Source organism: Pseudarthrobacter sp. GA104, assembly GCF_009741265.1.
Lineage (GTDB): Bacteria > Actinomycetota > Actinomycetes > Actinomycetales > Micrococcaceae > Arthrobacter.
The window spans coordinates 3,900,027-3,925,096 of the sequence record NZ_WOWL01000001.1; the positions used below are offsets into that span (position 1 = coordinate 3,900,027).

20 protein-coding genes and 2 tRNA genes are annotated in these 25,070 nt (G+C 65.8%); 19 read left to right on the forward strand and 3 right to left on the reverse strand.

Annotated features, from left to right (window positions below; translation table 11 throughout):
* The first annotated feature begins 50 nt into the window (after positions 1-50).
* The 13 genes from ilvC (at position 51) to GK109_RS17885 (ending at position 16,462) form a co-directional block, all read left to right on the forward strand.
* Positions 51-1,076: a ketol-acid reductoisomerase gene (gene ilvC, locus GK109_RS17825; RefSeq protein WP_321213825.1), complete on the forward strand. Its 1,026-nt coding sequence runs from the start codon at positions 51-53 to the stop codon at positions 1,074-1,076.
* 126 nt (positions 1,077-1,202) lie between these two features.
* Positions 1,203-2,792: a phosphoglycerate dehydrogenase gene (gene serA / locus GK109_RS17830; protein ID WP_321213824.1), complete on the forward strand. Its 1,590-nt coding sequence runs from the start codon at positions 1,203-1,205 to the stop codon at positions 2,790-2,792.
* A 216-nt stretch (positions 2,793-3,008) separates the two neighbouring features.
* Positions 3,009-5,804: an ABC transporter permease gene (locus GK109_RS17835; protein ID WP_157241877.1), complete on the forward strand. Its 2,796-nt coding sequence runs from the start codon at positions 3,009-3,011 to the stop codon at positions 5,802-5,804.
* A complete protein-coding gene (locus tag GK109_RS17840; RefSeq protein WP_157241878.1) occupies positions 5,801-6,556 on the forward strand; it encodes an ABC transporter ATP-binding protein in 756 nt (251 codons plus the stop codon). Before GK109_RS17835 ends, GK109_RS17840 begins: the two co-directional genes overlap by 4 nt.
* Positions 6,557-6,590: 34 nt before the next feature.
* Entirely contained in the window at positions 6,591-8,153 is a 1,563-nt protein-coding gene (gene metG / locus GK109_RS17845) for a methionine--tRNA ligase (protein WP_321213822.1), read from the forward strand.
* 222 nt (positions 8,154-8,375) lie between these two features.
* Positions 8,376-9,212, forward strand: coding sequence for a hypothetical protein (locus GK109_RS17850; protein ID WP_157241879.1), 837 nt, complete (start codon positions 8,376-8,378; stop codon positions 9,210-9,212).
* Between the two features lie 126 nt (positions 9,213-9,338).
* Complete coding sequence (locus tag GK109_RS17855) at positions 9,339-10,082, forward strand: class F sortase (RefSeq protein WP_197432492.1); 744 nt, start codon at positions 9,339-9,341, stop codon at positions 10,080-10,082.
* A gap of 107 nt (positions 10,083-10,189) precedes the next feature.
* A complete protein-coding gene (locus tag GK109_RS17860; protein WP_157241880.1) occupies positions 10,190-11,242 on the forward strand; it encodes a 3-isopropylmalate dehydrogenase in 1,053 nt (350 codons plus the stop codon).
* Between the two features lie 104 nt (positions 11,243-11,346).
* The gene (locus GK109_RS17865) at positions 11,347-12,459 is read left to right on the forward strand and encodes a branched-chain amino acid aminotransferase (RefSeq protein WP_157241881.1); all 1,113 of its coding nucleotides are present in this window, start codon (positions 11,347-11,349) and stop codon (positions 12,457-12,459) included.
* A gap of 82 nt (positions 12,460-12,541) precedes the next feature.
* Positions 12,542-13,342, forward strand: a complete 801-nt coding sequence (locus GK109_RS17870) for an MBL fold metallo-hydrolase (RefSeq protein WP_370460677.1) — start codon at positions 12,542-12,544, stop codon at positions 13,340-13,342.
* A gap of 41 nt (positions 13,343-13,383) precedes the next feature.
* Positions 13,384-14,160 carry a fumarylacetoacetate hydrolase family protein gene (locus GK109_RS17875; RefSeq protein ID WP_157241883.1) on the forward strand — a complete coding sequence of 259 codons (777 nt, stop codon included), beginning with the start codon at positions 13,384-13,386 and terminating at the stop codon, positions 14,158-14,160.
* Between the two features lie 50 nt (positions 14,161-14,210).
* Entirely contained in the window at positions 14,211-15,725 is a 1,515-nt protein-coding gene (gltX, locus tag GK109_RS17880) for a glutamate--tRNA ligase (protein WP_157241884.1), read from the forward strand.
* A complete protein-coding gene (locus GK109_RS17885; RefSeq protein ID WP_157241885.1) occupies positions 15,725-16,462 on the forward strand; it encodes an HAD family hydrolase in 738 nt (245 codons plus the stop codon). The genes gltX and GK109_RS17885 overlap by 1 nt, the downstream gene beginning before the upstream one ends.
* Here the strand turns inward: GK109_RS17885 and GK109_RS17890 are convergent.
* Positions 16,459-17,112, reverse strand: a complete 654-nt coding sequence (locus tag GK109_RS17890; RefSeq protein WP_157241886.1) for a hypothetical protein — start codon at positions 17,110-17,112, stop codon at positions 16,459-16,461. The genes GK109_RS17885 and GK109_RS17890 overlap by 4 nt on opposite strands.
* Positions 17,113-17,272: 160 nt before the next feature.
* On the opposite strand from GK109_RS17890, the gene GK109_RS17895 reads away from it, so the two are divergent.
* The 5 genes from GK109_RS17895 to GK109_RS17915 all read left to right on the forward strand — a co-directional run bounded on the left by GK109_RS17895 (position 17,273) and on the right by GK109_RS17915 (position 22,147).
* Positions 17,273-17,344, forward strand: a tRNA-Gln gene (locus tag GK109_RS17895).
* A gap of 137 nt (positions 17,345-17,481) precedes the next feature.
* A tRNA-Glu gene (locus GK109_RS17900) sits at positions 17,482-17,557 on the forward strand.
* Positions 17,558-17,677: 120 nt separating this feature from the next.
* The gene (locus GK109_RS17905) at positions 17,678-18,733 is read left to right on the forward strand and encodes an acyltransferase family protein (RefSeq protein WP_370460792.1); all 1,056 of its coding nucleotides are present in this window, start codon (positions 17,678-17,680) and stop codon (positions 18,731-18,733) included.
* A gap of 7 nt (positions 18,734-18,740) precedes the next feature.
* The gene (locus GK109_RS17910) at positions 18,741-20,534 is read left to right on the forward strand and encodes a dynamin family protein (RefSeq protein ID WP_370460678.1); all 1,794 of its coding nucleotides are present in this window, start codon (positions 18,741-18,743) and stop codon (positions 20,532-20,534) included.
* Positions 20,531-22,147, forward strand: coding sequence for a GTPase (locus tag GK109_RS17915; RefSeq protein ID WP_157241889.1), 1,617 nt, complete (start codon positions 20,531-20,533; stop codon positions 22,145-22,147). The genes GK109_RS17910 and GK109_RS17915 overlap by 4 nt, the downstream gene beginning before the upstream one ends.
* Before the next feature lie 24 nt (positions 22,148-22,171).
* On the opposite strand, the gene GK109_RS17920 is transcribed toward GK109_RS17915, so the two are convergent.
* Both GK109_RS17920 and GK109_RS17925 read right to left on the reverse strand, forming a co-directional pair.
* Positions 22,172-22,723, reverse strand: coding sequence for a DUF1697 domain-containing protein (locus GK109_RS17920; protein WP_157241890.1), 552 nt, complete (start codon positions 22,721-22,723; stop codon positions 22,172-22,174).
* A 55-nt stretch (positions 22,724-22,778) separates the two neighbouring features.
* Positions 22,779-23,498: an IclR family transcriptional regulator gene (locus GK109_RS17925; RefSeq protein WP_009356552.1), complete on the reverse strand. Its 720-nt coding sequence runs from the start codon at positions 23,496-23,498 to the stop codon at positions 22,779-22,781.
* Between the two features lie 113 nt (positions 23,499-23,611).
* Here GK109_RS17925 and leuC point away from each other — a divergent pair, with 113 nt between their 5' ends.
* On the forward strand, positions 23,612-25,066 hold the full coding sequence (leuC, locus tag GK109_RS17930; protein ID WP_157241891.1) for a 3-isopropylmalate dehydratase large subunit: 1,455 nt from the start codon (positions 23,612-23,614) through the stop codon (positions 25,064-25,066).
* Positions 25,067-25,070 lie beyond the last annotated feature (4 nt).

A 25,070-nucleotide genomic window follows, 5' to 3' on the forward strand; every position in this document is an offset into this window, starting at 1 on the left:
CGCACCACGCAAGACACCTATCTACAATCCACTCAAGAGGAGTTACGCAAGTGACTGAAATGTTCTACGACGACGACGCCGACCTGTCGATTATCCAGGGCCGCAAGGTAGCCATTGTTGGCTACGGTTCCCAGGGCCACGCCCACGCGCTTAACCTGCGCGATTCCGGCGTCGAGGTTGTCATCGCCCTGAAGGACGGCTCCAAGTCCGCACCCAAGGCCGAGGACGCAGGCTTCACGGTCAAGAACGTTGCCGACGCCGCCGAATGGGCCGACGTCATCATGATCCTGGCGCCGGACCAGCACCAGCGCTCGATCTACAACGACTCCATCAAGGACAAGCTGAAGCCCGGCAAGGCCCTTGCCTTCGCCCACGGTTTCAACATCCGCTTCGGCTACATCCAGGCTCCGGAGGGCGTTGACGTCATCCTCGTCGCCCCGAAGGCTCCGGGCCACACCGTGCGCCGCGAATTCGAAGCCGGCCGCGGCATCCCGGACATCATCGCCGTCGAACAGGACGCCACCGGTTCCGCCTGGGAGCTGGCCAAGTCCTACGCCAAGGCCATCGGCGGCACCCGCGCCGGCGTCATCAAGACCACCTTCACCGAAGAAACCGAAACGGACCTCTTCGGCGAGCAGGCCGTCCTGTGCGGCGGCGTGTCCCAGCTGGTCCAGTACGGCTTCGAAACCCTGACCGAAGCCGGCTACCAGCCGCAGATCGCCTACTTCGAGGTTCTCCACGAGCTCAAGCTCATCGTCGACCTCATGTGGGAAGGCGGCATTGCCAAGCAGCGCTGGAGCGTTTCGGACACCGCTGAGTACGGCGACTACGTCTCCGGTCCCCGCGTCATCACCCCGGAGGTGAAGGAAAACATGAAGGCCGTCCTGGCCGACATCCAGTCCGGCGCCTTCGCCAAGCGTTTCATCGAGGACCAGGACAACGGCGGCGTCGAATTCAAGGCCCTGCGTGCCAAGGCTGAGCAGCACCCCATCGAGGCTGTTGGCCGCGAACTGCGCTCCCTCTTCGCCTGGCAGCAGCAGGACGTGGACTACGTCGAAGGTTCCGCAGCCCGCTAAGGCTGGCCCAACGTGCCGTTATAAAGTCAGACTGTGAGGCCGGGTTCACACTTAACAATGTGAGCCCGGCCTTTCCGTCGGCCTAGACTATTTTTATCCCCCGGACTGCAACGCAGAGGATCAGCCGTGTCAAAACCCGTAGTACTGCTCGCCGAAGAACTTTCCCCCGCTACCGTCGAGGCCCTGGGCCCGGACTTCGAGATCCGCCAGACCGACGGCGCCGACCGTTCCCAGCTGCTCTCCGCCATTGGCGACGTTGACGCGATCCTGGTCCGCTCGGCAACGCAGGTGGACGCCGAGGCGATCGCCGCTGCGAAGAACCTCAAGGTCATCGCCCGTGCGGGCGTAGGCCTGGACAACGTGGACATCAAGGCAGCCACGCAGGCCGGTGTCATGGTGGTGAACGCGCCCACCTCCAACATCGTCTCGGCAGCTGAACTCACGGTGGGACACATCCTCAGCCTGGCCCGCCACATCCCGCAGGCCAGCGCCGCCCTCAAGGACGGGGAGTGGAAGCGCTCCAAGTACACGGGCATCGAACTCTTCGAAAAGAAGATCGGCATCATCGGCCTCGGCAGGATCGGCGCCCTCGTCGCTGCCCGCCTGAAGGGCTTTGACACCAAGATCCTCGCCTACGATCCGTACATCACCTCAGCCCGTGCGGCACAGCTCGGCGTCCAGCTGGTGACCCTGGATGAGCTCCTGGCCCAGGCGGACTTCATCACCATCCACATGCCCAAGACGCCGGAGACGGTGGGCATGCTGGGCGCGGACGCCTTCAAGAAGATGAAGAGCACCGCCTACGTTGTCAACGTGGCCCGCGGCGGACTGGTGGACGAGGAAGCACTCTTTACGGCCCTGCAGGACGGCGAAATCGCCGGCGCCGGCGTGGACGTCTTCTCCAAGGAGCCGAGCACCGACCTGCCGTTCTTCAAGCTGGACAACGTGGTGGTCACCCCGCACCTCGGGGCCTCCACCGACGAAGCCCAGGAAAAGGCCGGTGTTTCGGTCGCCAAGTCGGTCCGCCTCGCCCTCGCCGGTGAACTGGTGCCCGACGCCGTGAACGTGGCCGGCGGCGTCATCGCCCCCGACGTCCGCCCCGGCATCCCGCTGATCGAGAAGCTGGGCCGGATCTTCACAGCCCTGACCCATGCCTCCCTGACCCAGTTCGACGTTGAGGTTGCCGGCGAGATTTCATCCCTCGATGTCAAGGTCCTGGAGCTGGCCGCCCTCAAGGGCATCTTCGCCGACGTCGTGACCGAGCAGGTCTCCTATGTCAACGCGCCGGTCATCGCCGAGCAGCGGGGCATCAACGTCCGCCTGATCACCACCCCGGAAACCGAGTCCTACCGGAACGTCCTGACCCTCCGCGGCGCCCTCAGCGACGGCAGCCAGATCTCGGTGGCCGGTACCCTGACCGGACCCAAGCAGATCCAGAAGCTGGTGGGCATCAACGGGTTCGAGGTGGAAATCCCGATCAGCGAACACCTGGTGGTAGTGGCCTACACCGACCGCCCGGGCGTGATCGGAACGATCGGCCATATCCTGGGCATGAACAACATCAACATCGCCGGCATGCAGGTTGCGCGCTCTGACGAGGGCGGCCAGGTGCTCGCGCTCCTGACCATCGACAGCTCGGTGCCGCAGCAGGTCCTCGACGCCATCAAGGCCGGCATCGGCGCCGAAATGGTACGTGAAGTGGACCTGGAGGACTAGTCCACGGCAGCGAAACGCCGTACCCGCCGGACCCGCTTCGGCGAGTCCCCGCAAGGCCACGTATGATTGGCCGGTCTGCTTACAATGGCTTGGTCCTGATTCAGGACCGGGGCCGGCAGGCCGGCCAATTACCTTTTGCACATCAGTCCGTAATAGTCCATGTCCGCCCCGCGCGGACTCGAATGTGCGCACGCATTCCAGGTTTCAGGGAGTTCCATGAACGCCGTCCAGAGGTTCATCAGAAGCAGGGTGCTGCTGTTGACCGCGGCCATCTTGATCGCAGCCATGTGCTTGTCGGTCCTCGTCCAAAGCCAGTCACAGGCTGCACTCAACAGGACCGTGGATGAAAATTCACGGGGACTCTATGACATCCTGGTCCAGGCCAAGGCGCCTTCCGGCGCGCTGATGCAGCCGGAGATCGCCAACGGGACCGGAGGCATCAGCTTTGAACAGCTGGAAGCCATCAAAAAGCTGACCGGAACCTCCGTGGCAGCCCCCATCAGCCTCGTCTCCCGGGTGACCCAGAACCTCGAGTCGCCCCGCCTGGAGGCCATGGACTACCTGGGCTACAACGCCGGGCTGGCCGGCACCGCAACGGCCGACCAGGCCGCCGGGGCAACCGCCCCGGACCAGTGGCCTGCCGCCGAATCCGTGCTGAGCGACGAAAGCAAGAAGTACCGCCTGACCGCCAGCGCCGTCAGCTCCGACGGCGTCTCTGAGCAGACGCTGTTCAAGTCCACTGCCGAAGGCACCCTGGGCAAGGCCAAGCTCGTTGAAGAAAAGGCCGCCGGAGGCAGCAGTATCAGGATCGCTGCACCCAAGGATGAAACGGGCATCAAGTTTCCCGCCCCGGCCGGCGGCTCCGAGCACAACCTCTTCAACCTGTCCGTATCACTGCCCCTCGCCCCTGAGGTAACCGAATCGGTGGTGGCAGTGGACCCGGCCGCCGAGCGGGCCCTGCTGGGCTCGGCGGGCGACTTCCTGGCCCCGCTGGAGAAGGCGCCGCCCGCTGATGCACGCGACGCGGGCGCCGTGGGCCGCTACCTTGAAGGGCTCTTCACCAACGGCATCAGCCTGGACCAGCTTAAGGAAGGGCCGGACTTCCTCGGCGTCAAGCTCAAGTACTGGGCACCGCTGATGACCCAGTACCAGCAGGCCAAGCGGACCGGGCAGCTGACTGCCGACTCCCAGGCCATTCCGCTGATCGTGCGCTCCGGCACGTCGCTGGACCTCAAGTACAACGTCAAGATCGAAGAGATTGACGGCGCCGGCAAGGTCGTCAAGGACGTCGGTACCGTTTCCCGGTCCCTGGACAAGGATTACCTCCCGTTCGTCTCCAAGGACCCCTTCGTCCTTTCCTGGCCGGGCTCCACGGACCACTCATCCCTGCTTGGGAGCACCGGCAACTTCAACCAGGGCCTCTACACCCCGGCCACGTGGAGCACCGACTTTGCCGCCGCACCCAAGTACACGGACGGCGAAACGGCTGCGAACGGCGCCGTGGACAAGGCAGCAGTTCCCGGCGAATGGGTGACCGTCAACCGGCTGCCCGAGAAGAGCGCCAACGGCGCCCCTGTGGACCAGACCCAGCGCGAACCCGTGGACGAACGTTCCTACCGCGAGAACCTCGAAACGGGGTCGCAGGCAGCTGCTCCGCTGGCGATGGTCTACGGCACGTTCGACCCCTCTGCCGTTGCTGCCGCCGCCGGCGACGTCAACAAGCTGCCGCTCGGTGGCTACGACCCCACCCCGTTCACCCTGGTCAAGGACGCTGCCGGAAACGATGTCCCGGCCACGGAGCTGGAACCTTCCCTGAGCGCCACCGGCCTGGCCAGCCAGTCCGCCGGTGCCATCACCGATTACTACGGGCTTGCCGCTGCCCGGGGTTACACCGACAACGCCAGCGTGATCGACGCCGTCCGGGTCCGCGCGAAGGCGCCGGGCAGCTGGAAGCAGGCGCAGCCCGACGTCGAGAAGCTGGCGGGCGAAATCCGCGCGATGGGCCTGGAAGCCACCATTGTGGCCGGTTCCGCACGCGAGGATGCCAGCATCTTCGTTCCCGGCTACTCCAAGGACGGCGCCGGGAAGGAATCCGCCCTGGGCACCGTCCGGCAGTCCTGGGTGCGGCAGAACGCTGCCGAAGCCGTCACCGGATCCTTGTCCGGCACCAACGTCACGCTGCTCTTCCTGACGCTCTGCGGTGCAGCCCTCCTGACGGGGGCATCCACCGTCAGCTACATCCGCAAGCGAAGGAGCGAAGCCGGAACGCTCCGGGCCATGGGCTGGACCCAGCGCCGGGTGCGCCGGTGGGTGCTGGAGGAGTTCGGAGTGGGCGCCGTCCTGCTGGCCGTCGCCGGGACCGTGCTGAGCCTGGTGAGCTGGAGCCTTGCCACGGCCCTCGTGTCCGTGTCCGTCCTTGTGCTCTACGCTGCTGCGGCCTTCTTCGCAGCGCAGCAGCTGCGCCACGGCCACGTCGTGGACCAGGAGCCGCAGCATGACGAGCGGCTCATCCCGGTGGACTCGCCGCTGACTTTCGCCAACCGCCAGCTGAGCACCAACAAATTCAACACGATCTCCCTTGCCCTGGCCGTAGGCGTGTTCGGCGCTGCAGTGGGCGGCCTCATCGCCTTGCTCATTGACATTCCCCGCGCTGCCGGCGCCAGTGCCCTGAGTGGCCTGGCCGCAGCCAGTGTTGCCCTGCCCAGCATCCTCCTCGCCCTTTCGGGCGTGGCTGTCGGGCTGGTGCTCACGCTGGTCACCGGGCGGTTTGAGCTCAACGCCAAGCGCCAGTACCTCGGCATCCTCGAGGCGATGGGTTGGAACCCGGACATGCTGCGCCAGGTCCGGCTGTTCGAGAATGCCCTGGTGGGAACCCTTGCCCTGCCGCTGGGCGTGCTGGGCGCCCTGGGGATAGGCCTGCTGCTGGCGCCGTACGCTGCACTGTGGGCGGGCGTGGCAGGCCTTGTGGCTGTACTTTGCTGGATACCGATTGCAACGAAAGTGGTCCAATGACAAACCCGACGAATGTCCAGCGGAGCCGCCGGTCCGGCTCCGCGGAGGTCCCCCTGCAGACCCGCGCCAACACCATCGTCAAGGCCGCCGACCACGGGACCCCGCTGGAACTGAACGACATCACCATCCGCTACGGCGGGGGCAAGGGCGGTGCCGAAGCCGTCAGCGTGGTGGAAGGCTTCGACCTCACCCTGCACGCCGGCGAGATGCACTGCGTTGCCGGCCGCAGCGGCTCCGGCAAGACCAGCATCCTCACCGTCGGCGCGGGACTGACGCTGCCGACGTCGGGCCGTGTCTACTGGGAAGGCGATTCCCTCGAAAGCATGGGCGACGACGAAATCGCCGACCGCCGTCGTGCCTTGATCGGTTACGTCGACCAGGGCGGTGCACTGATTGACGGGATGAGCGCCCTCGAGAACGTGCTGCTGCCCGCTGTCCCTGACGGCGAAGTGGACCAGCGCCGCGACATGGCCAAGGACCTGCTGGACCTCGTGGGGCTGGGCCGCCGCATGCGGCACCGTCCTGCCCAGCTCTCCGGCGGTGAACGCCAGCGCGTCGCCATTGCCCGGGCACTGATCCTGGGCACGCGCGTCCTGGTGGTGGATGAGCCCACTGCCAGCCTCGACCGTGCCTCTGCCAACCGGATCATCAGCATCCTGAAGGACACCACGTCGGACGGAATCGCCGTCCTGGTGGCCTCGCACGACCACGAACTCGTCCGTCTCAGCGATACCCTGACCGAACTCATCTAGCCCGCCCCTCCGCACCGAAGGTAACGTCCTCTACGTGACTGCTTCAGAGAAAACGCCGTTCTACATCACCACGGCCATCACCTACCCCAACGGGGTGCCGCACATCGGCCACGCCTACGAGTACATTGCCACCGACGCAATGGCCCGCTTCAAGCGGCTGGACGGCTACGACGTGATGTTCCTGACCGGCACGGACGAGCACGGGATGAAGATCGCCCAGACGGCCGAGAAGGAAGGCATCACCCCCAAGGAACTGGTGGACCGGAATGTCGAAGCCTTCAAGGCGGCGCATGCCGCGCTGGGGATCTCGTACGACCGTTTCATCCGGACCACTGACGAGGACCACTACGCCGCGTCGCAGGCCATCTGGAAAAAGATGGAAGCCAACGGGGACATCTACCTGTCCAAGTACGAGGGCTGGTACTCCGTCCGGGACGAAGCCTTCTACGTTGAGGACGACACCGTGGTCAAGGACGACGGCGTGCGCTACTCCAAGGAGACGGACACGGAGGTGACGTGGACGGCGGAGGAGAGCTACTTCTTCCGGCTGTCCGCCTACCAGGACAAGCTCCTGGCGCTCTACGAGTCACATCCGGAGTTCGGTGCCCCGCAGTACCGCTTCAACGAAGTCATCAGCTTCGTGAAGCGCGGCCTGGAGGACCTGTCGATCAGCCGCACCACGTTCGACTGGGGCGTCCCGGTTCCGGGCAACGACAAGCACGTCATGTACGTCTGGGTGGACGCCCTGACGAACTACCTCACGGGAGTTGGCTACCCCGACGTCGAATCTGAAAAGTTCCGGAAGTACTGGCCCGCCGACGTACACATCATCGGCAAGGACATCTCACGCTTCCACGCCATCTACTGGCCCGCCTTCCTCATGAGCGCAGGCCTTGAACTGCCCAGGCGCGTCATGATCCACGGCTTCCTGCAGAACAACGGAGTGAAGATGTCCAAGTCCTTGGGCAACGTGGTGGCTCCATCCGATTTCGTGGACCAGTACGGCGTGGACCAGGTGCGGTTCTTCTTCCTCCGCGAAGTGCCGTTCGGCGCTGACGGCAGCTACAACCACGACGCCATCGTGGGGCGGATGAACGCGGACCTGGCCAACAACTTCGGCAACCTGGCCCAGCGTTCGCTGTCCATGGTCGCCAAGAACTGTGGGGGCACGGTCCCCGTTCCCGGCGCGTTCACTGCGGAGGACAACGCCATCCTGGAGCAGGCCGGCGGCCTCCTCGCCGCGGCCCGGGCAGCCTTTGATAAGCAGGAATTCAGCCGCGCCCTTGAAGCGATCTGGGGAGTCCTCGGCGACACCAACGCCTATTTCGCCGAGCAGGCGCCGTGGGTGCTGCGGAAAACCGACGTTGAGCGGATGAATACCGTGCTCTACGTGACGCTCGAGGTGCTGCGGATCGTGGCCATCCTGGCACAGCCGGTCATGCCCGCCGCAACGGCGGCGCTTCTGCAGACGCTGGGCCAGCCCGAAGGGGAAGCCCGGCAGTTCGCGGCCATTGGCACCCCGATCGTTGCAGGGACGGAGCTGCCGGCCCCTTCGCCGGTGTTCCCGAAGTACGAAGAGCCGGCTGAGGCCAAGTAGTTCCGTATTCCGAAGATAAGTACGTCCTACTGGGGATTCCGGACAGGAAAATCCATAGCCTGAACGTGTTAGCAAACTGACAGTTCGCATCTGGGAGAACCGTCGCCCCGATGCTGTCTGTTTGCCCTTCGACCCGTTACTCCGGGTTGATCCGTCAGGTTGGGGCGGTGCGTTCTCCTTCGCGTCTGGACAGTCTGAAGCAGACTATGGACGGAGACGGAAATGAAACGGATCCTTGCCACCTTGGGGGTCACAAGCCTCGCACTCCTGGGTGCAACAGCCACGGCATTCGCCACAGGCGAATCGGGCGGCGGTGAAAAAATCACCATCTGCCATGCCACGGGATCGGAAACGAACCCCTACGTGCCGATCACCATTGACCTCAATGCGTTGAACGGCCACGCCGGCCACCAGCATGAAGAGGACATCATCCCGGCCAACAACGGGAAGGTCCTGCCTGGCGGCCAGAACCTGGACAAAGTGGATGTGTGGAACGCCGGTTGCGCCAAGCCCGGTGGAAATCCCGCCGGGCCGCCCAAGGACAACGACAAGAAGATCACCATCTGCCACGCCACAGGTTCGGAAAAGAACCCCTACGTGGTCCTTTCAATCGCGTTGCAGGGCCTGAACGGCCACGGTGGTGCCCACCACCAGCACAGCGAGGACATCATTCCGCCGAACAGCGGAAAAGTGATTCCTGCCGGCCAGAACTGGACCGCTGAGGGGCAGGCAACCTTCAACAACAACTGCGTTCCCGTGGAAGTTACCACGACGCCGCCGACTACCCCGCCGACGGTACCGCCGGGTGGAAATGTCGTTCCTCCTGCCGGTGGAGTGGTGCCCGGGACGAATCCGCGCGGCGCTGTTGCCGGAGGCGGAACCGGTGCAGTGGCCTCGCCAAACGAGGGTTTCAACGTGCAGACCGCGGTCTCGGCGCCGTCCGGTTCGGGCGCAGCTCCGTGGCTTGGCGGCCTGGCCGCTGTGATGGTTGCCGGTGCCGCCCTTGCCGTCCGGAAGACGATGGCTAGGACTGCCGTCCGCGGACAGCACCGCGGATAGCACGTGGTAGCCGCCGTTTCGGCGGCATTCGGGTAAAAGGGACGCGAAGCGCCGTGCAGGTGTTGCACGGCGCTTTGCGTCTCCCGGCATTTTTCCCCACGCTGAACCGAAGCATGAGGACAATTCATGGCAGGTAATGACCCGGAGGAAGTACCGGGAAAGGACCCAACATCCGGCACAGCCGGCCACGGTCACGGGCTGTCGACTCTCAGGACCGTTGTTCTGCTGGCCCTGGCCGGAACCGTGGGCTTCCTTGCCGTGGCCCTTCTCCCTGCGCTGGTTGAGTCCGGGGCGCGGACGTCGCCGCCGGGCGGCGCAACTGCGGTGGCATCAGCGCCCGTTCCACTGCAGTCCGCGACGGGCGCCGTTTCAGGTTTCCCTGTTCCGGCCATCACCCCGGAAGTGCCGTCGGCCGCCGCCGGGCCGCCGGCTGCTCCTCCGGAGCGGCTGGTCTATCCAGCTGCGGATATCGACGTCCCTATCCATCAGCTCGATCCAAGCAGCTCGGACGTTGCCTCCCAGACCATAATTCCGCCGCCCACCATGGACGGATACTGGCTGACCCCCTACGGAATGCCGGGGGCGGGCTCCACCAACACCACCTACGTTGTGGGCCACAGCTGGCAGGACCTTGAGGCGCCCTTCAACCGGCTCAGTTCAAAGGCGGCAGCGGGGGACAGGCTCACGGTTGCCACGTCCGCGGGTGAGCTTGAATACCAGGTGGACTCTGTCACCACGTACGTCAAATCGGGACTCAAGGACAGTCCTGTCTGGGAGGTTGCGCCCAACAGGCTGGTCCTCATCTCGTGCTACACGGACGACCTCTGGGGCACGAACGTGGTTGTCAGTGCCTCCCCGGTAGTCCAGTGAGTGCCGCCCAGCGCCTCCTGCCGCCCGGCGCTGCGGCGGCCCTCGGCATCTTCTCGAATATTGAGACAGCTTGACCAGCATATGGATGTTTTGGCTAACCTGAATCCATGAGCGCATCCTCCATTGATCTTGCAGTTATTCCCGGCGACGGCATTGGCCCCGAGGTGATTGCCGAGGCCATTAAGGTCCTCGAGAAGGCCGTGGCAGCGGAGGGCGTGGAGCTCAAGCAGACCCACTACAAGCTCGGTGCAGAGCACTGGCTGGCCACCGGGGAGACCCTGCCGGACGAGGTCCTGGCGGACCTCCGGACCCGGGATGCCATCCTGTTCGGCGCGGTGGGCGCCGCCCCGGGAGACACACGTATCCCGTCGGGACTTATTGAACGCGAAATGCTGCTCAAGCTCCGCTTCAGCCTGGACCACTACGTCAACCTGCGGCCGTCCCGGCTCTATGGAACGGTGGGAAGCCCGCTCGCCACCCCGGGCACCATTGACTTCATCGTGGTCCGCGAGGGCACCGAGGGACCCTACGTGGGCAACGGCGGCACCCTGCGTGCGGGCACGCCCCACGAGGTGGCCACCGAGGTTTCACTGAACACTGCCCACGGCGTGGAACGGGTAGTCCGGGACGCGTTCCGCCGGGCCAGCGCCAGGGAGCGCAAGCACCTCACCCTGGTCCACAAGCACAATGTCCTGGTTTACGCGGGGCACCTGTGGAAGCGCACCGTTGAGGCGGTGGCGCAGGAGTTCCCGGAGGTCACCCACGACTACCTCCACGTGGACGCCGCCACCATCTTCATGGTCACCGACCCGTCCCGCTTCGACGTGATAGTCACTGACAACCTTTTCGGCGACATCCTCACCGACCTCGCCGCCGCGATCACCGGCGGCATCGGGTTGGCGGCATCCGGCAACATCAACATGGACCGCACGGCCCCCTCCATGTTCGAACCCGTGCACGGGTCCGCCCCGGACATTGCCGGCCAGGGCAAGGCAGACCCAACGGCTGCCATCCTCTCCGCTGCGCTCCTGCTGGACCACCTTGGCTACGCCGCAGCGGCCCGCAGGATCGAAGCGGCAGTGGTTGCCGACGTCGAGAAGCGCGACGGCGGTTCACGCACCACAAGCGCCGTGGGCGACGCGATCGCCGCCGGGCTCTGACACCGCGCCAGGGCCTCCGGCATCGGGCGTAAGCTTGTCTCGAATCACCAAATGCCGCCGCGCCGTTCAGTGCTGAACACGGGGCGGCCGATCGTGGAGGAACCATGACCCAGACCGCCCATGGCGTCGAATTCAGCCAGCAGCTTTCGGCCAACCCGAAGTCTGCTGAAGAGCGTGCAGCCATCCTGGCCAACCCGGGATTCGGCAACCACTTCACCGACCACACCGCCGTGGTGGACTACAGCGTCGACGAGAACGGCCACGGCGGCTGGCACAACGCCAGGATTGAACCGTACGGTCCCATCGTCCTGGATCCCTCTGCCGCCGTGCTGCACTACGGCCAGGAGATTTTCGAAGGCCTCAAGGCCTACCGCCATGCCGACGGCTCCATCTGGTCCTTCCGTCCCGAAGCAAACGCGGCCCGCCTGAACAAGTCAGCCCGCAGGCTTGCCCTTCCCGAACTGCCGGCTGAATACTTCCTCGGAGCGATCCGAGCCCTGGTGAACGTGGACAGGGACTGGGTTCCCGGCGGCGACGGCGAGGCCCTCTACCTGCGGCCGTTCATGATCGCCACCGAGGCCTTCCTGGGTGTGCGCGCCGCCCGCGAAGTTTCCTTCCGGGTGATCGCCTCACCGGCCGGCAACTATTTCGGCGGTGAGCTGAAGCCCGTATCCATCTGGATCTCCCGTGAATACGCCCGCGCCGGCCGCGGCGGAACGGGCGATGCCAAATGCGGCGGCAACTACGCCGCGTCGCTGATTGCCCAGCAGGAAGCAGAAGCCAACGGCTGCAAGCAGGTCCTGTTCCTCGACCATTTCAACGACAATGCAGTCGAGGAACTGGGCGGCATGAACGTCTTCTTCGTGATGAAGGACGGCTCGCTGGTCACCCCCGCGCTGACCGGCACCATCCTGGAAGGCATCACCAGGATGTCCGTCATCCAGGTGGCCAAGGACATGGGCCGCCAGGTCACCGAGCGCAAGATCACCCTTGACGAATGGCGCGACGGCGTTGCTTCCGGCGAGATTGCCGAGGTCTTCGCCTGCGGTACCGCAGCCGTCATCACCCCGATCGGAGTCCTCAAGGACGCCACCGAGTTCATCGGCTCCGAGGACGCCAAGGCGGGGGAGACCACCATGGCCATCCGCGAGCAGCTGCTCGGCATCCAGACCGGAACTGTCCCGGACACCCACGGCTGGCTGACCCGCCTGGCCTAGGCGCCCACTTTCCAGACGCGTACGACGGCGCCTGCCGGACTTTGCTCCGGCAGGCGCCTTTCGCGTCTGCAAGGATGGTGTGGTGACTTCAGCTTCCGGCCCCGTCCTGCAGCGCAGCTCGGCCCTGACCCGGTTTCTCCTGGCGCCCAATCCAGGACCCATGAGCCTGGCGGGGACCAACTCCTACGTCCTGCACGCACCCGGTAACCCCGGCGCCGTGGTGGTGGATCCCGGTCCGTTCGACGAGGCCCACCTGGAGGCCCTGGCAGCGGCAGGCCCCGTGGACCTCATCCTCATCACCCACCGCCACGCGGACCACACAGCAGGTTCCGCCCGGCTCCATGGCTTGACCGGCGCCCCCGTGCGTGCCGCCGACGCCGTCCACTGCCACGGGAGCGGCACTCCTTTGCAGGATGGCGAAGTTCTTTCCGCCGCGGGCGTGGACATCCGGGTGGTGGCCACTCCCGGCCACACTTCCGATTCCGTGTGCTTCCACCTCCCCGGCGACGGTGCCCACGGCTCGGTCCTGACCGGGGACACCATCCTGGGCCGCGGCACTACAATGATCGACTACCCTGACGGGACCCTCGCGGACTACCTTGCCTCCCTCGACCGGCTGGAAGCGATTGGCCCCGCCACAGTGCTTCCCGCCCATGGTCCCGTTCTTCCGTCGCTGGCGGAAATTGCGCGCGCCTACCGCAGCCACCGCCTCGAGCGGCTGGAACAGGTCCGCGCTGCGCTGGACACCCTGGGCCGGGACGCAACCGCCCGTGACGTCGCCGGCGCGGTGTATTCCGACGTCGACCCTTCCGTGCGGCGGGCCGCTGAAACGTCCGTGGCGGCGCAGCTCCACTACCTCCGGGGCACTGCGGCCCAGACGTAGCACTGGCAGGCGCGGGGTGGCGAGACGGTAGGGTAGGAGCCATGCGTATTGCCAGGTTTGTCGTTGATTCTGATCCCCTCTACGGCGTTGTCGAAGGTGACACGGGCAGTGAGGAAATCACTGTCATCCACGGAGACCCGTTCTTCAACGGGGTGGAGCGCACCTCCGTCCGCCACAAGCTGGAGGACGTCCGGCTGCTGGCCCCGATCATTCCCCGCAGCAAGGTCATCGGCGTGGGACGAAACTTCGTGGAGCACGCGCATGAACTCGGCAACGAAGTCCCGGCCCAGCCCCTCCTGTTCCTGAAGCCCAACACCGCCGTCGTGGGCCCCAACGATCCTGTAGTGCTGCCGGAGTTCTCCGAGGAAGTCTCCTTCGAAGCTGAACTCTGCGTGGTCATCGGTAGGATCTGCAAGGACGTCCCTGAGGACCGCGTGGACGACGTCATCTTCGGCTACACGTGCGGCAACGACCTCACTGCCCGGGACGTCCAGAAAACCGACCTGCAGTGGACCCGGGCCAAGGGCTTTGACACCTCCGCGCCGCTGGGCCCGTGGATCGAGACAGAGCTGGATACCGAGGACCTGCAGATCCAGGGCAGGCTGAACGGGGAGCTGCGGCAGGACGGCAGCACCAGCCAGATGGTCAGGGGAGTGCGCGAGCTGGTCTCCATTGTGTCCCAGGCTTTCACCCTCCTGCCCGGCGACGTCATCATGACGGGGACTCCGGCCGGCGTAGGACTCGTTAAAGCGGGGGACCGCTTCGAAGTGGAGATTGAGGGCATCGGCCGCCTGTCCAACCCCATCGTGCGCCGCTGACGCCAGGCCCGCCTTCACCCCTGGCGGCAGACGGTAAAGTTGGAGCCACTATGACTACTGCTTCTGCGTCGACTGCTGCCTCCTTGCCCTCCGTTTCTGCCGACACTCCCGTACGGGTCCGGTTCTGCCCGTCACCCACGGGCACCCCGCACGTGGGGCTGATCCGCACGGCACTGTTCAACTGGGCCCATGCCAAGCACACCAAGGGCACCTTCGTCTTCCGCATCGAGGACACGGACGCTGCACGCGACTCGGAGGAGAGCTACCAGCAGCTGCTGGAAGCATTGAAGTGGCTCGGCATCACCTGGGAAGAGGGCGTGGAAGTGGGCGGGCCCCACGAACCGTACCGGCAGTCGCAGCGGCTGGACCTTTACAAGGACGTCGTGGCCAAGCTGATCGAGGCCGGCTACGCCTATGAGTGCTACTCGTCCCCCGAGGAGGTCGAGGCGCGCCACCGCGCGGCCGGCCGCGACCCCAAGCTCGGCTACGACAACTTTGACCGCGAGCTGACCGAAGATCAGGTGGCTGCCTTCAGGTCCGAAGGCCGGCAGCCGGTGCTCCGGGTCCGGATGCCCGATGAAGACGTCACGTTCACCGACCTGGTCCGCGGCGAGATCACCTTCAAAGCCGGCAGTATCCCGGATTACGTCATCGTGCGTGCGGACGGGTCCCCCCTGTACACCCTGGTAAACCCCGTGGACGACGCCCTCATGGGCATTACCCACGTACTGCGCGGCGAGGACCTGCTGTCCTCCACACCGCGCCAGGTTGTCCTCATCCGCGCCCTGATGGAAATCGGTGTTGCCAGCTACATGCCGGAGTTCGGCCACCTGCCCTACGTGATGGGCGAAGGCAACAAAAAGCTGTCCAAGCGTGATCCGCAGTCCAACCTCTTCCTGCTGCGCGACCGCGGCTTCATTCCCGAGGGCCTCCTGAATTACCTGTCCCTGCTGGGCTGGAGCCTGTCCGCGGACGAGGACATCTTCACCGTGGACCAGCTGATCGAAAACTTCGATGTCCACGACGTTCTGGCCAACCCTGCGCGCTTTGACATCAAGAAGGCCGAAGCCATCAACGGGACCCACATCCGGATGCTCGCGCCGGGGGACTTCCGGGAGCGGCTGGTGCCGTACCTGCGCACCGCGGGCTACGTGGGGGAGCAGCTCACGGCGCGGCAGGAGGAAATCCTCACCGAGGCCGCGCCGCTGATCCAGGAACGCATCACGCTCCTGGGCGAGGCGCCCGACATGCTCGGATTCCTGTTCAAGGATGACGACGCCATCGATGTGGCGAACGACGCCCGGAAGGGACTTCCGGAGAACCTTGGGGAGGTCCTCGATGCGGCAATCGCCGCCCTGGACGGCGTGCAGGAGTGGACGGCGGAAGAAATCCAGGCTGCCCTGAAACGGACCCTGGTTGAGGAGCTGGGCCTCAAGCCCCGGCTCGCCTTCGGGCCGGTGCGTACGGCTGTTTCCGGCCGCCGCATCTCGCCGCCGCTCTTCGAGTCCATGGTGATCCTCGGCCGGGAATCCTCACTCCGCAGGCTCCGGGCCTTCCGCGGCTGATGTCAGCTCCCACCGCTGCCTCCACCAGTTTCCTGGACACGCCCTTCGGGGCGGTGCGGGGGATTCTGTTCGACATCGACGACACACTGGTGGACCTCGAGTTCTCGATGACAACCGCGCTGCGGGAAGTCAGCGAACACCTCCTGCCCGGACTGGACCAGGCCGGGTGGGAGAGGTTCGGCCGTATCTTTACGCACGAAACCACCCACTATTACGACCGCTACCTGGCCGGTGAACTCACCTTCAACGAGCAGCGGCTGCTGCGCGGCCGTGCCGCCCTGGGCCACTTCGGTGTCGAGTTGGACGAGGGCGAGCAGTCCCACCAGTGGCTGGCGGCCTACATTGAAAAGCAGCCCGCCTACGTAAAGCCCTTTCCGGATGTCATGCCGCTGCTGGACGTCCTGGACCAGGCAGGCATCCCTTACGGGGCGGTCAGCAACAACGTGCATGATTACCAGCGCGCCAAGCTGGACGGAGCCGGACTGGAACGCGTCCGGCGGCTGGTGGGGACGGACACGCTGGGCGTGGCGAAGCCCGATCCGGCCATCTACCTGGAAGGTGTCCGGCTGCTGGGTACCGCACCGGCCGACACGCTCTATGTGGGCGACAACCGGCTCCTGGACGCGGAGGGCTCGACGGCGGCGGGGCTGGTCGGCGTTTGGCTCAACAGGGTGGGGGAGCCGGTGGCGGAGTTTGAAGGCAACGCCGTGTCCTCGCTGGCAGAGCTGGTCGGCTAGGAAGCGCTCCGGGCAGGGGTCCGGCCGTCCTCCCCGCCCGGGGAAGTTCCGCTCTGCTCGGCCCGTTCACGCAGGCCGGCCAGCATTTTGCGGATCATCCAGAAGTCGGCAACTTCCAGCAGTGCCGAGAACGCAATGGATGCCGGCGACCACCGGATGCGGGAGCGGATCCGGGTGAGGAGCCGGGTGGTTCCGTCCGGTTGCGGGTCAAGCTGCCAAACCCATGTGGTGTCAGCCGGGGTTCCCCAGACCATGGAGCGCGGGTAGTCCATTGAGTAGACGTTGATACCGTGCTTGCCGTCCGGACTCATCGGCAGTGTGTCGCCCGGTTCCAGGGCCTGCCATTCGGGGCGGATCTGCCTGGCGCTGGGACGTCCGAGGTTGTCCAGCAGGTCATAGCTGTACCACCCGGCCCGCCGCACCCCGACCTGGACAAGCCAGGGCCAGATCCGTTCGGGTGGAGCTCCGACTGAGATGGCACGGGTGGCGTTGAAAGTCGGAGACCGCACCAGGTCATCACCCGGCAACGCCCGGGCCACCTCATCAGGGGTTGCGCCCCACGTCAAGTGCCGGGGGCGCCAGGCCCGAGCCCACGCCGCGACCCCGGCCGCACCGAGCAAACCGATGACTGTCCGCGCCCTCCAAGCCATTGCGTCGCCCCTTCCGTCCGTCCATTCACTATGCAAGGCTGTCGTGGCCAGCATCACCCGCGCCGATTTGTGCGAGCCAAGAGTCTCAGGTAAAGTAATTTCTCGTGCTGAGGCGCACGGAGCAGGGTAAAGCCCCTGAAATCCGGCCCGAAAGTATCATTGGGATATGGTGTAATTGGCAACACTACGGTTTCTGGTACCGTCATTCTAGGTTCGAGTCCTGGTATCCCAGCTCTGGTTTGAGCAGCAGTTCGAAGCTCGAAACAGACGGTTTCAGCCGGTCCGCCGATTTGAAACCAAAGCAAAGTGTGTGAAAGAATCACTGAGCTTGATCAGCGGAAACGCTGGCAAAAGTACGGAAATGTACACGGCCCCATCGTATAGCGGCCTAGTACGCCGCCCTCTCACGGCGGTAACGCGGGTTCGAATCCCGCTGGGGTCACCACCGAAATGGTCCCGGGCAAACGCCCGGGGCCATCTTTCTTTAAAGCTTCGGCAAACCTGACATGTTTCTTGGGGAAGCTGCCATACCTTGAACCCAAATCGAAGCCATTTGGGGGAATCTGTGCTGGGAAGCCGGTTTGCCGGAAACAAGAACTCTTTGAACGCCATCCGGCTGCTATTGGCCTCGGCTGTCATCCTGTCCCACTCCTGGTGGCTGGGAGGCTATGGGCCCGAGCCCAGTCCGGGGAGTGTAAAGCTCGGCAGTTGGGCGGTGCTGGGCTTCTTCGGGATTTCTGGATACCTGATAACGCGAAGCAGGACACGGGCGAGTTCAGCCGGCAGTTACTGCCTAGCCAGGTTTCTGCGGATCTTCCCCGGCCTTGCTGCTTGCGTGACCGCTGTAGCTTTTGTGGTTGCCCCTGTTACGGCCGCCTCGACGGGCCGGCATTACTCGCTTTCCGGTGCTGCGGTCTACTTTGTCACAAATCTGTCCGCCGGCACCCCCTTTATCGCAGTCGGGGGCATTCCCGGGTCGCTTGAAGGCCTGCCAGACCCCCGATTGTGGAACGGCCCACTGTGGACGCTGTTCTGGGAGATCGCCTGTTACATCCTGATCGGAATAGTGTTCCGGCTTTTCCGGCCCGACTTAGTACGCCTCGCGCTGCTGACTCTCTTCAGTGTCGCTTCAGCCGCTGCCGTGGCCGTCGACGCCGGTTGGATCGCCGCGCCCGTGCGTAACGACTGGCCGCTTATACCTGTCTTGTCGTTTCTCGCAGGAGCGTTGATCTACCTTTTCCAGGATGTCATTCCCGCGAACCCTACAACCCTCGTGCTTGCCGCCGGCCTGGTGGTCCTGGTGTCATCCTTCGGCTTCGCGTCATCCTTGGTACACCTTCCCCTGAGTCTTTTCCTCATCCTGGGGTCACTGTATCTTCCCCTCTTCGGAGTGGGGTCCCGCTATGACGTTTCGTTTGGTATCTATATCTATGGTTGGCCTGCGCAGCAGTTCCTTGCCGCCCTCGGGCTACACTCCGTTGTGCCTCCTTTGGTGTTTGCGGCTGCCTCGTTACTGCTGGTAGCACCAGTTGCGTGGCTGTCCTGCCGCTACGTGGAGAAGCCGGCCCAGCTATGGCACCGCGCGCAGGGCGTACGGCGAACAGTTCGGGAACTGGCATGATGTTGCTGTGACCTCCCGGAACGAGCAGGATGCCCCGCAGGATCCGCAGCGCAAACCTTCCGGCAGTGCTGCTGCCTCTGCGGCCTTAACGCTGCTCGAAGAGGTGCGCAATGATCTTGCGGCGGCGGAGCTGCCTCTTGCCCTGCCGGATGCTGAGCAGGCGCGCCGCGAGGCCGCCAGCGCCGTGGCCCAGCTCGATGACTACATCCTCCCGCGGTACCGCAGCCTTGACGCTCCGCTCCTGGCCGTCGTCGGAGGTTCAACCGGAGCCGGCAAGTCGACACTCGTGAACGGGATCGTAGGCCACCCGGTAACCCGTGCAGGCGCCATCCGCCCCACTACCCGCCAGCCCATCCTCCTGCACCACCCGTCGGAGGCGGCCTGGTTCGAGGGCCAGCGCGTGCTGCCGAGCTTGAACAGGATCCGCGGTTCCATCGTCAGCAGTCCCGTGCCTGCCAACCGGGCAGGAGCGGTTCCGGACGCCGCTGCAATGTCATCCCTCGTCCTCGTGTCGGACCCCGGGGTGCCCGCAGGAATCGCTGTCCTCGACGCCCCCGATGTGGATTCCATCTCGGATGACAACCGCAAGCTGGCAGCCCAGCTGCTGGCCGCCGCCGACCTGTGGGTCTTCGTCACCACCGCCAACCGTTATGCCGACGCCGTTCCATGGAAACTGCTCCTGAATGCAGCCTCGCGGGACATCATGGTGGGGGTGGTCCTGGACAGGGTCCCTCCGGCGGCGGAGGCAGAAGTCAGCGAGGACCTGCGCGGCCTCCTGGACCGCGAAGGCCTGGGGGCGGCGCAGATGTTCGTGATACCTGAAACCAACCTGGATCCCATGGGCATGCTCCCCGCCGGGGCGGTCCAGCCGCTGCGGACCTGGCTGGCAGGGCTGGCCGCTGACGCCGCCGGCCGGTCCGACATTGCCCGCCGCACGCTGAACGGAACCGTCAGGGCGATGGCGGACCGTGTCTCTGCCGTTGCGCAGGCAGCACGGGAGCAGCAGCATGCTGCCGCGAACCTGGAGGGCGCCGCCGTCTCCGCCTATGAAGCCGCTGCGGACCGCATCCTGGACGCGACAAGGGATGGCGCGCTCCTGAGGGGCGAAGTGCTGGCCCGCTGGCAGGACTTCGTGGGCACGGGAGAATTTTTCCGGGCCCTCGAACAGCATGTGGGCCGCTTCCGTGACCGCATGGGTGCCTTCTTCCGGGGTGAACCGGCGCCCGCGGTAAGGGTGGAAGCAGCCATCGAGACAGGCCTGCAGGCTGTCATCGTTGACGAAGCAGCCAACGCCGCCGAGGACACGGACCAGCACTGGCGCAACGACCCCGCCGGCCGGCAGCTGCTGGGGACTGATGATCTCTCCGGCACGACGCCGGGCTTCGAGGACCGCGCCGCCGCCGAGATCCGGGCGTGGCAGGAAGCACTGATGGAACTGATCCGCACCGAGGGCCAGGGCAAGCGGACCCAGGCGCGCTGGCTGTCCTTCGGCATCAACGGGCTGGGCGCCGCGCTGATGATCGTGGTGTTTTCGATGACGGCGGGACTCACCGGACTGGAGGTGGGCGTAGCAGGAGGCACCGCCGTCGTGGGCCAGCGGCTGCTCGAAGCGGTTTTCGGCGAGGACGCCGTCAGGCGGATGGCCGAACAAGCGCGCAAGGACCTGCACGCCCGCTGCCAGCGGCTGCTGCAGGAGGAGAGACGCAGGTTCCTCGCCCGGCTGCCGGAATACGACGGAAGCGCGCCCGAAGCCCTCGCCGCCCACGCCGCATCACTGCTCCGGCTGGCGGACAAGGCATGAGCCGCCACAGCGATACCCGCGAGTCGTCCCGGCTTGACCGGCGGCTCTCAGCCCTCAACGATGCCCGGGAACTTGGCGAAGGAGTCCTTCCGGATGAGTCCCTGCAGGAGGTCTTTAGCGTCCTGGAACGCGCAAGTTCACGGCGCTCCCTCTCCGCCGACCACACCGTGGTGGGCTTCTTTGGCGCCACAGGAAGCGGAAAGTCCTCCCTCTTCAACGCGGTCAGCGGCGCGGAAATTGCGACGGCGGCAGCCCGCCGTCCCACCACATCGGAACCTTTGGCAGGGGTGTGGGGGGCGGAAGGCAGCGAGCCGCTGCTCGACTGGCTCGAAGTCCGCAACCGCCATCACGCCGCCGCCGTCGATGGGTTCGCGGACGAAGGCACCGGCCTGATCCTGCTGGACCTGCCGGACTTTGACTCCACCAAGGCGTCCAACCGCGAAGTGGTGCAGCGGATGGTGGGGCTGGTGGACGTGCTGGTGTGGGTCCTTGACCCCCAGAAGTACGCGGACGCTGCCGTGCACAACGACTTCCTGTCCCGCCTGGCCTCCCACGGAGCCGTGACCCTGGTGGTCCTCAACCAGGTGGACAGGCTGCCGGAGCGCGATGTGCAGCCCGTCCTGGAATCCCTGCGCTCCATCCTTGCCCGGGACGGACTTGGCAAGGTCCAGGTGCTTGCGGCCTCCGCCTTGACGGGGGCCGGGGTGGACCAGGTCCGTGCGGCAATCCGTGGTGTTGCGGTCAAGCGGAAAGCCCAGGCCCAGCGGCTTGCAGCGGATATCTCAAAGGCGTCGGCCGACCTTGGTGCCGTGTCGGGCGAGGGGACTGCTGCCGGTGTCCGGCCTGCAGCCAGGACACGCCTGGCTGATGAGCTGGCCATCGCAGCGAACGTGCCGGTGGTGGTGCAGGCGGTGGCGCAGTCCTACCGGCTGGAGTCAGTGAAGCGCACGGGGTGGCCGGTGACCCGGTGGCTGTCCAGGTTCCGTGCGGATCCGCTGCGCCGGCTCAACCTGCGCAGCGCGGCGCCGTCGGAGTTGAACCGGACGTCGCTGCCGCCGGCAGGGGCGCCGGAACGGGCGCGCACGGACGCAGCGGTGCGGGAGTTCGCCGACGCCGCCAGTGCCGGTGCCCCCGGCCCCTGGCGTGCAGCCATCCGGGGGGCCGCCCGTGAAGGCAGGGAGCGGTTGCCTGATGCCCTGGACCAGGCCATCGCCGGAACGGACCTCGCCGCGAACCGTAAATCCTGGTGGTGGGGAGTCTTCAACGTGGTGCAGTGGCTGGCCCTGCTGACTGTGCTGGGTGGCTTGGGCTGGCTAGGTGTCCTGGCGGCACTGGGATACTTCCAGATGCCCGTGCCGGAGGTGCCCCGGGTCGAAGGATGGCCTGTGCCCACGCTGATGATCGCTTTTGGGGTGGCCTTGGGGATCTTCCTTGCCATCACGGGCCGCTTTATTGCAGCCGCCGCGGCCAATGCACGGGCGGCGAGGGCACGGAAGCGGTTGAATGCCGCCGTGGCCGCGGTGGCGCAGGAACTCGTCGTGGAACCCGTGGAGGTGGAGGTCAGCCGGCTGGCCGGCTTTAACTCCGCGCTCCGGACGGCTGCGGCCGGATAGGGCCTGCGCGGCCGGGCAGGCGAGCTAAGCCCCGCTCGCCGCGAGTTCGGCGGCGGCGTCCCTTACCTTGAGCAGGGTGCGCAGGTTGCGCGTAGTGGTCGCGGCTTTGAATTTGGCTTTCGCGGAAATCTTGCTGAAGGGGCTGTCCAGCGTTCCGCCGGCCGGTGCCAGCCAGGCGAGGGCCTCCGGACCCAGCCTCTCCTGTTCGTTTCCCTCCAGCGCCGCCCCTGCCGCATCGAGTTCATCGAGGACACCCGTGTCCGAGGAGAGCGTGATGTAGCTGTGGGTGGTTTTGTCGTCCTCGGGGTAGGGGCAGGCGGCCACGAGGTCCGACAGCCGGGCTGACTCGAGGACCACCACCCAGGCGTCATAGCCGAACGTGTCCCGCAGGCATTTTTCGCATTCGCGTTTGACGGCGTCCGCGTCCAGGGGGCTGGCCAGGACCACATTTCCGCTGGCAAGCAGGGTGCGGGCGTCAGCAAAGCCTGCGGCCTTGAGCGCCTCCCGCAGATCAGCCATCTTGATGTTGATGCCGCCCACGTTGATGCCGCGAAGAAACACTGCGTAGCTGCCCATGCCGAAAATCCTAGCCCGGCGGCGCCGGTACGGGCCGCCGGTTGGTGTCAGCGCGTCAGTCGTTGTTCTTCCGCAGGGCCTCGGTGAGGATGCGGCCGGCATTGCAGACCACTTCCGCATGCAGCCTGCCGGGCTGGCGGGTGAGCCGCTCGATGGGTCCGGAGATGGAAACTGCCGCGATCACCCGGCCGGACGGCCCGCGCACCGGCGCCGAAACTGAGGCCACCCCGGGCTCGCGTTCGCCGAGGCTCTGGCCCCAGCCCCGCCGTCGTACACCAGCCAGGACGGTAGGCGTAAAGCGGGCTGACTGAAGCCCCTCGAGCAGGCGGTCGTGGTCCTCCCAGGCGAGCAGCACCTGGGCGGCTGATCCTGCCTTCATGGACAGCTGCGTGCCTACGGGAATGGTGTCACGAAGGCCGATGGGCCGTTCGGCCGACGCCACGCATACCCGCCAGTCACCCTGGCGGCGGAAAATCTGGGCGCTTTCGCCGGTGGCGTCGCGCAGCTGCATCAGGACGGGCCCGGCGGAGGCGATCAAGCGGTCCTCGCCCGCGGCGGAGGCCAGTTCAACCAGCCGGCTCCCCAGGACGAACCGGCCTTGGATATCACGGCTTACCAGCCGGTGGTGCACCAGGGCGAGCGCAAGCCGGTGCACAGTGGGGCGGGCCAGGCCGGTGGCCGCCACGAGCTGCGCGAGGGTGGTGGGGCCGGCTTCCAGTGCATCAAGCACCTGGGCCGCTTTATCAATGACACCGACTCCACTAGAATTGTCCATGTAATGATATTGCCGTCTCAATATCTGAGATGCAAATCTTTCGGCTGGCGCAGTGCGGAGCCGTCCTGATTCAGTTGATCTCATCAGCCAAACAGCAGTGAAGGGAGATGGCCATGGCAAAGACATTGGCCGAGAAAGTCTGGGACGCACACGTGGTGCGCAAAGGTGATGGTGATGGAGCCAACGCCCAGCCCGACCTTCTCTTCATCGACCTCCACCTGGTCCACGAGGTCACGTCTCCGCAGGCATTCGAAGGCCTGCGGCTGGCCGGCCGCAAGCTGCGCCGGCCGGACCTGACCATCGCGACGGAGGACCACAACACTCCCACGCTGGACATCGACAAGCCTATCGCCGACCTGACCAGCCGCACCCAGATCCAGACGCTGCGCAACAACTGCGCCGAGTTCGGCGTGCGGCTGCACAGCCTCGGTGACGCCGAGCAGGGCATCGTCCACGTCGTGGGCCCGCAGCTGGGCCTCACCCAGCCGGGCATGACCGTTGTCTGCGGTGACTCGCACACCTCCACCCACGGTGCCTTCGGTGCGCTGGCCATGGGCATCGGCACTTCCGAGGTGGAGCACGTCATGGCCACCCAGACCCTCTCCCTGAAGCCGTTCAAGACGATGGCCATCAATGTCGAGGGAACGCTGCGTCCCGGCGTTACGGCGAAGGACATCATCCTGGCCGTGATCGCCAAGATCGGCACCGGCGGCGGCCAGGGCTACGTCCTGGAATACCGCGGCTCCGCCATCCGGGCGCTATCCATGGACGCGCGCATGACCATCTGCAACATGTCCATCGAAGCGGGTGCCAGGGCCGGCCTCGTTGCGCCGGACCAGACCACCTACGACTACATGAAGGGCCGCCCGCACGCGCCGGAAGGCGCGGACTGGGATGCCGCCGTCGAGTACTGGAACACCCTGCGGACCGACGACGACGCCGTCTTCGATGCCCAGGTGGACCTGGACGCCGACACCCTGGAGCCGTTCGTCACCTGGGGCACCAACCCTGGCCAGGGCGTCTCCCTGTCCGAGTCCGTCCCGTCTCCGGAGGATTTCGGTGACGAGAACGCCAAGGCAGCGGCCGAGCGGGCACTGCAGTACATGGGCCTCAAGGCCGGCACGCCGATGAAGGACATCCGGGTGGACACCGTGTTCCTGGGTTCCTGCACCAACTCCCGGATGGAGGACCTCCGTGCAGCGGCGGACATCATCCGCGGGCGCCGGAAGGATCCCAATATCCGCATGCTCGTGGTGCCGGGGTCGGCACGCGTGCGGCTGGAAGCGGAGGCCGAAGGCCTGGACCGCGTGTTCAAGGATTTCGGCGCTGAATGGCGCTTTGCCGGCTGCTCCATGTGCCTCGGCATGAACCCGGACCAGCTGGACGTGGGGGAGCGCTGCGCGTCCACCTCCAACCGCAACTTCGAAGGGCGCCAGGGCAAAGGCGGCCGCACCCACCTGGTCTCCCCGGTGGTTGCCGCAGCCACTGCCATCCGCGGCACGCTGAGTTCGCCGTCGGACCTCGATCCGGCTCCCGAATCCGCCGCCATCCGCACCGACGCAGCCTAGGACA

What these genes read in the sequence shown, in the direction of transcription:
- GK109_RS17835 (WP_157241877.1), top strand. Translation starts at nt 3,009, where the DNA reads ATGAACGCCGTCCAGAGGTTCATCAGAAGCAGGGTGCTGCTGTTGACC.
- GK109_RS17840 (WP_157241878.1), top strand. Translation starts at nt 5,801, where the DNA reads ATGACAAACCCGACGAATGTCCAGCGGAGCCGCCGGTCCGGCTCCGCG.
- GK109_RS17850 (WP_157241879.1), top strand. Translation starts at nt 8,376, where the DNA reads ATGAAACGGATCCTTGCCACCTTGGGGGTCACAAGCCTCGCACTCCTG.
- GK109_RS17855 (WP_197432492.1), top strand. Translation starts at nt 9,339, where the DNA reads ATGGCAGGTAATGACCCGGAGGAAGTACCGGGAAAGGACCCAACATCC.
- GK109_RS17860 (WP_157241880.1), top strand. Translation starts at nt 10,190, where the DNA reads ATGAGCGCATCCTCCATTGATCTTGCAGTTATTCCCGGCGACGGCATT.
- GK109_RS17865 (WP_157241881.1), top strand. Translation starts at nt 11,347, where the DNA reads ATGACCCAGACCGCCCATGGCGTCGAATTCAGCCAGCAGCTTTCGGCC.
- GK109_RS17875 (WP_157241883.1), top strand. Translation starts at nt 13,384, where the DNA reads ATGCGTATTGCCAGGTTTGTCGTTGATTCTGATCCCCTCTACGGCGTT.
- gltX (WP_157241884.1), top strand. Translation starts at nt 14,211, where the DNA reads ATGACTACTGCTTCTGCGTCGACTGCTGCCTCCTTGCCCTCCGTTTCT.
- GK109_RS17885 (WP_157241885.1), top strand. Translation starts at nt 15,725, where the DNA reads ATGTCAGCTCCCACCGCTGCCTCCACCAGTTTCCTGGACACGCCCTTC.
- GK109_RS17890 (WP_157241886.1), bottom strand. Translation starts at nt 17,112, where the DNA reads ATGGCTTGGAGGGCGCGGACAGTCATCGGTTTGCTCGGTGCGGCCGGG.
- GK109_RS17915 (WP_157241889.1), top strand. Translation starts at nt 20,531, where the DNA reads ATGAGCCGCCACAGCGATACCCGCGAGTCGTCCCGGCTTGACCGGCGG.
- GK109_RS17920 (WP_157241890.1), bottom strand. Translation starts at nt 22,723, where the DNA reads ATGGGCAGCTACGCAGTGTTTCTTCGCGGCATCAACGTGGGCGGCATC.
- GK109_RS17925 (WP_009356552.1), bottom strand. Translation starts at nt 23,498, where the DNA reads ATGGACAATTCTAGTGGAGTCGGTGTCATTGATAAAGCGGCCCAGGTG.
- leuC (WP_157241891.1), top strand. Translation starts at nt 23,612, where the DNA reads ATGGCAAAGACATTGGCCGAGAAAGTCTGGGACGCACACGTGGTGCGC.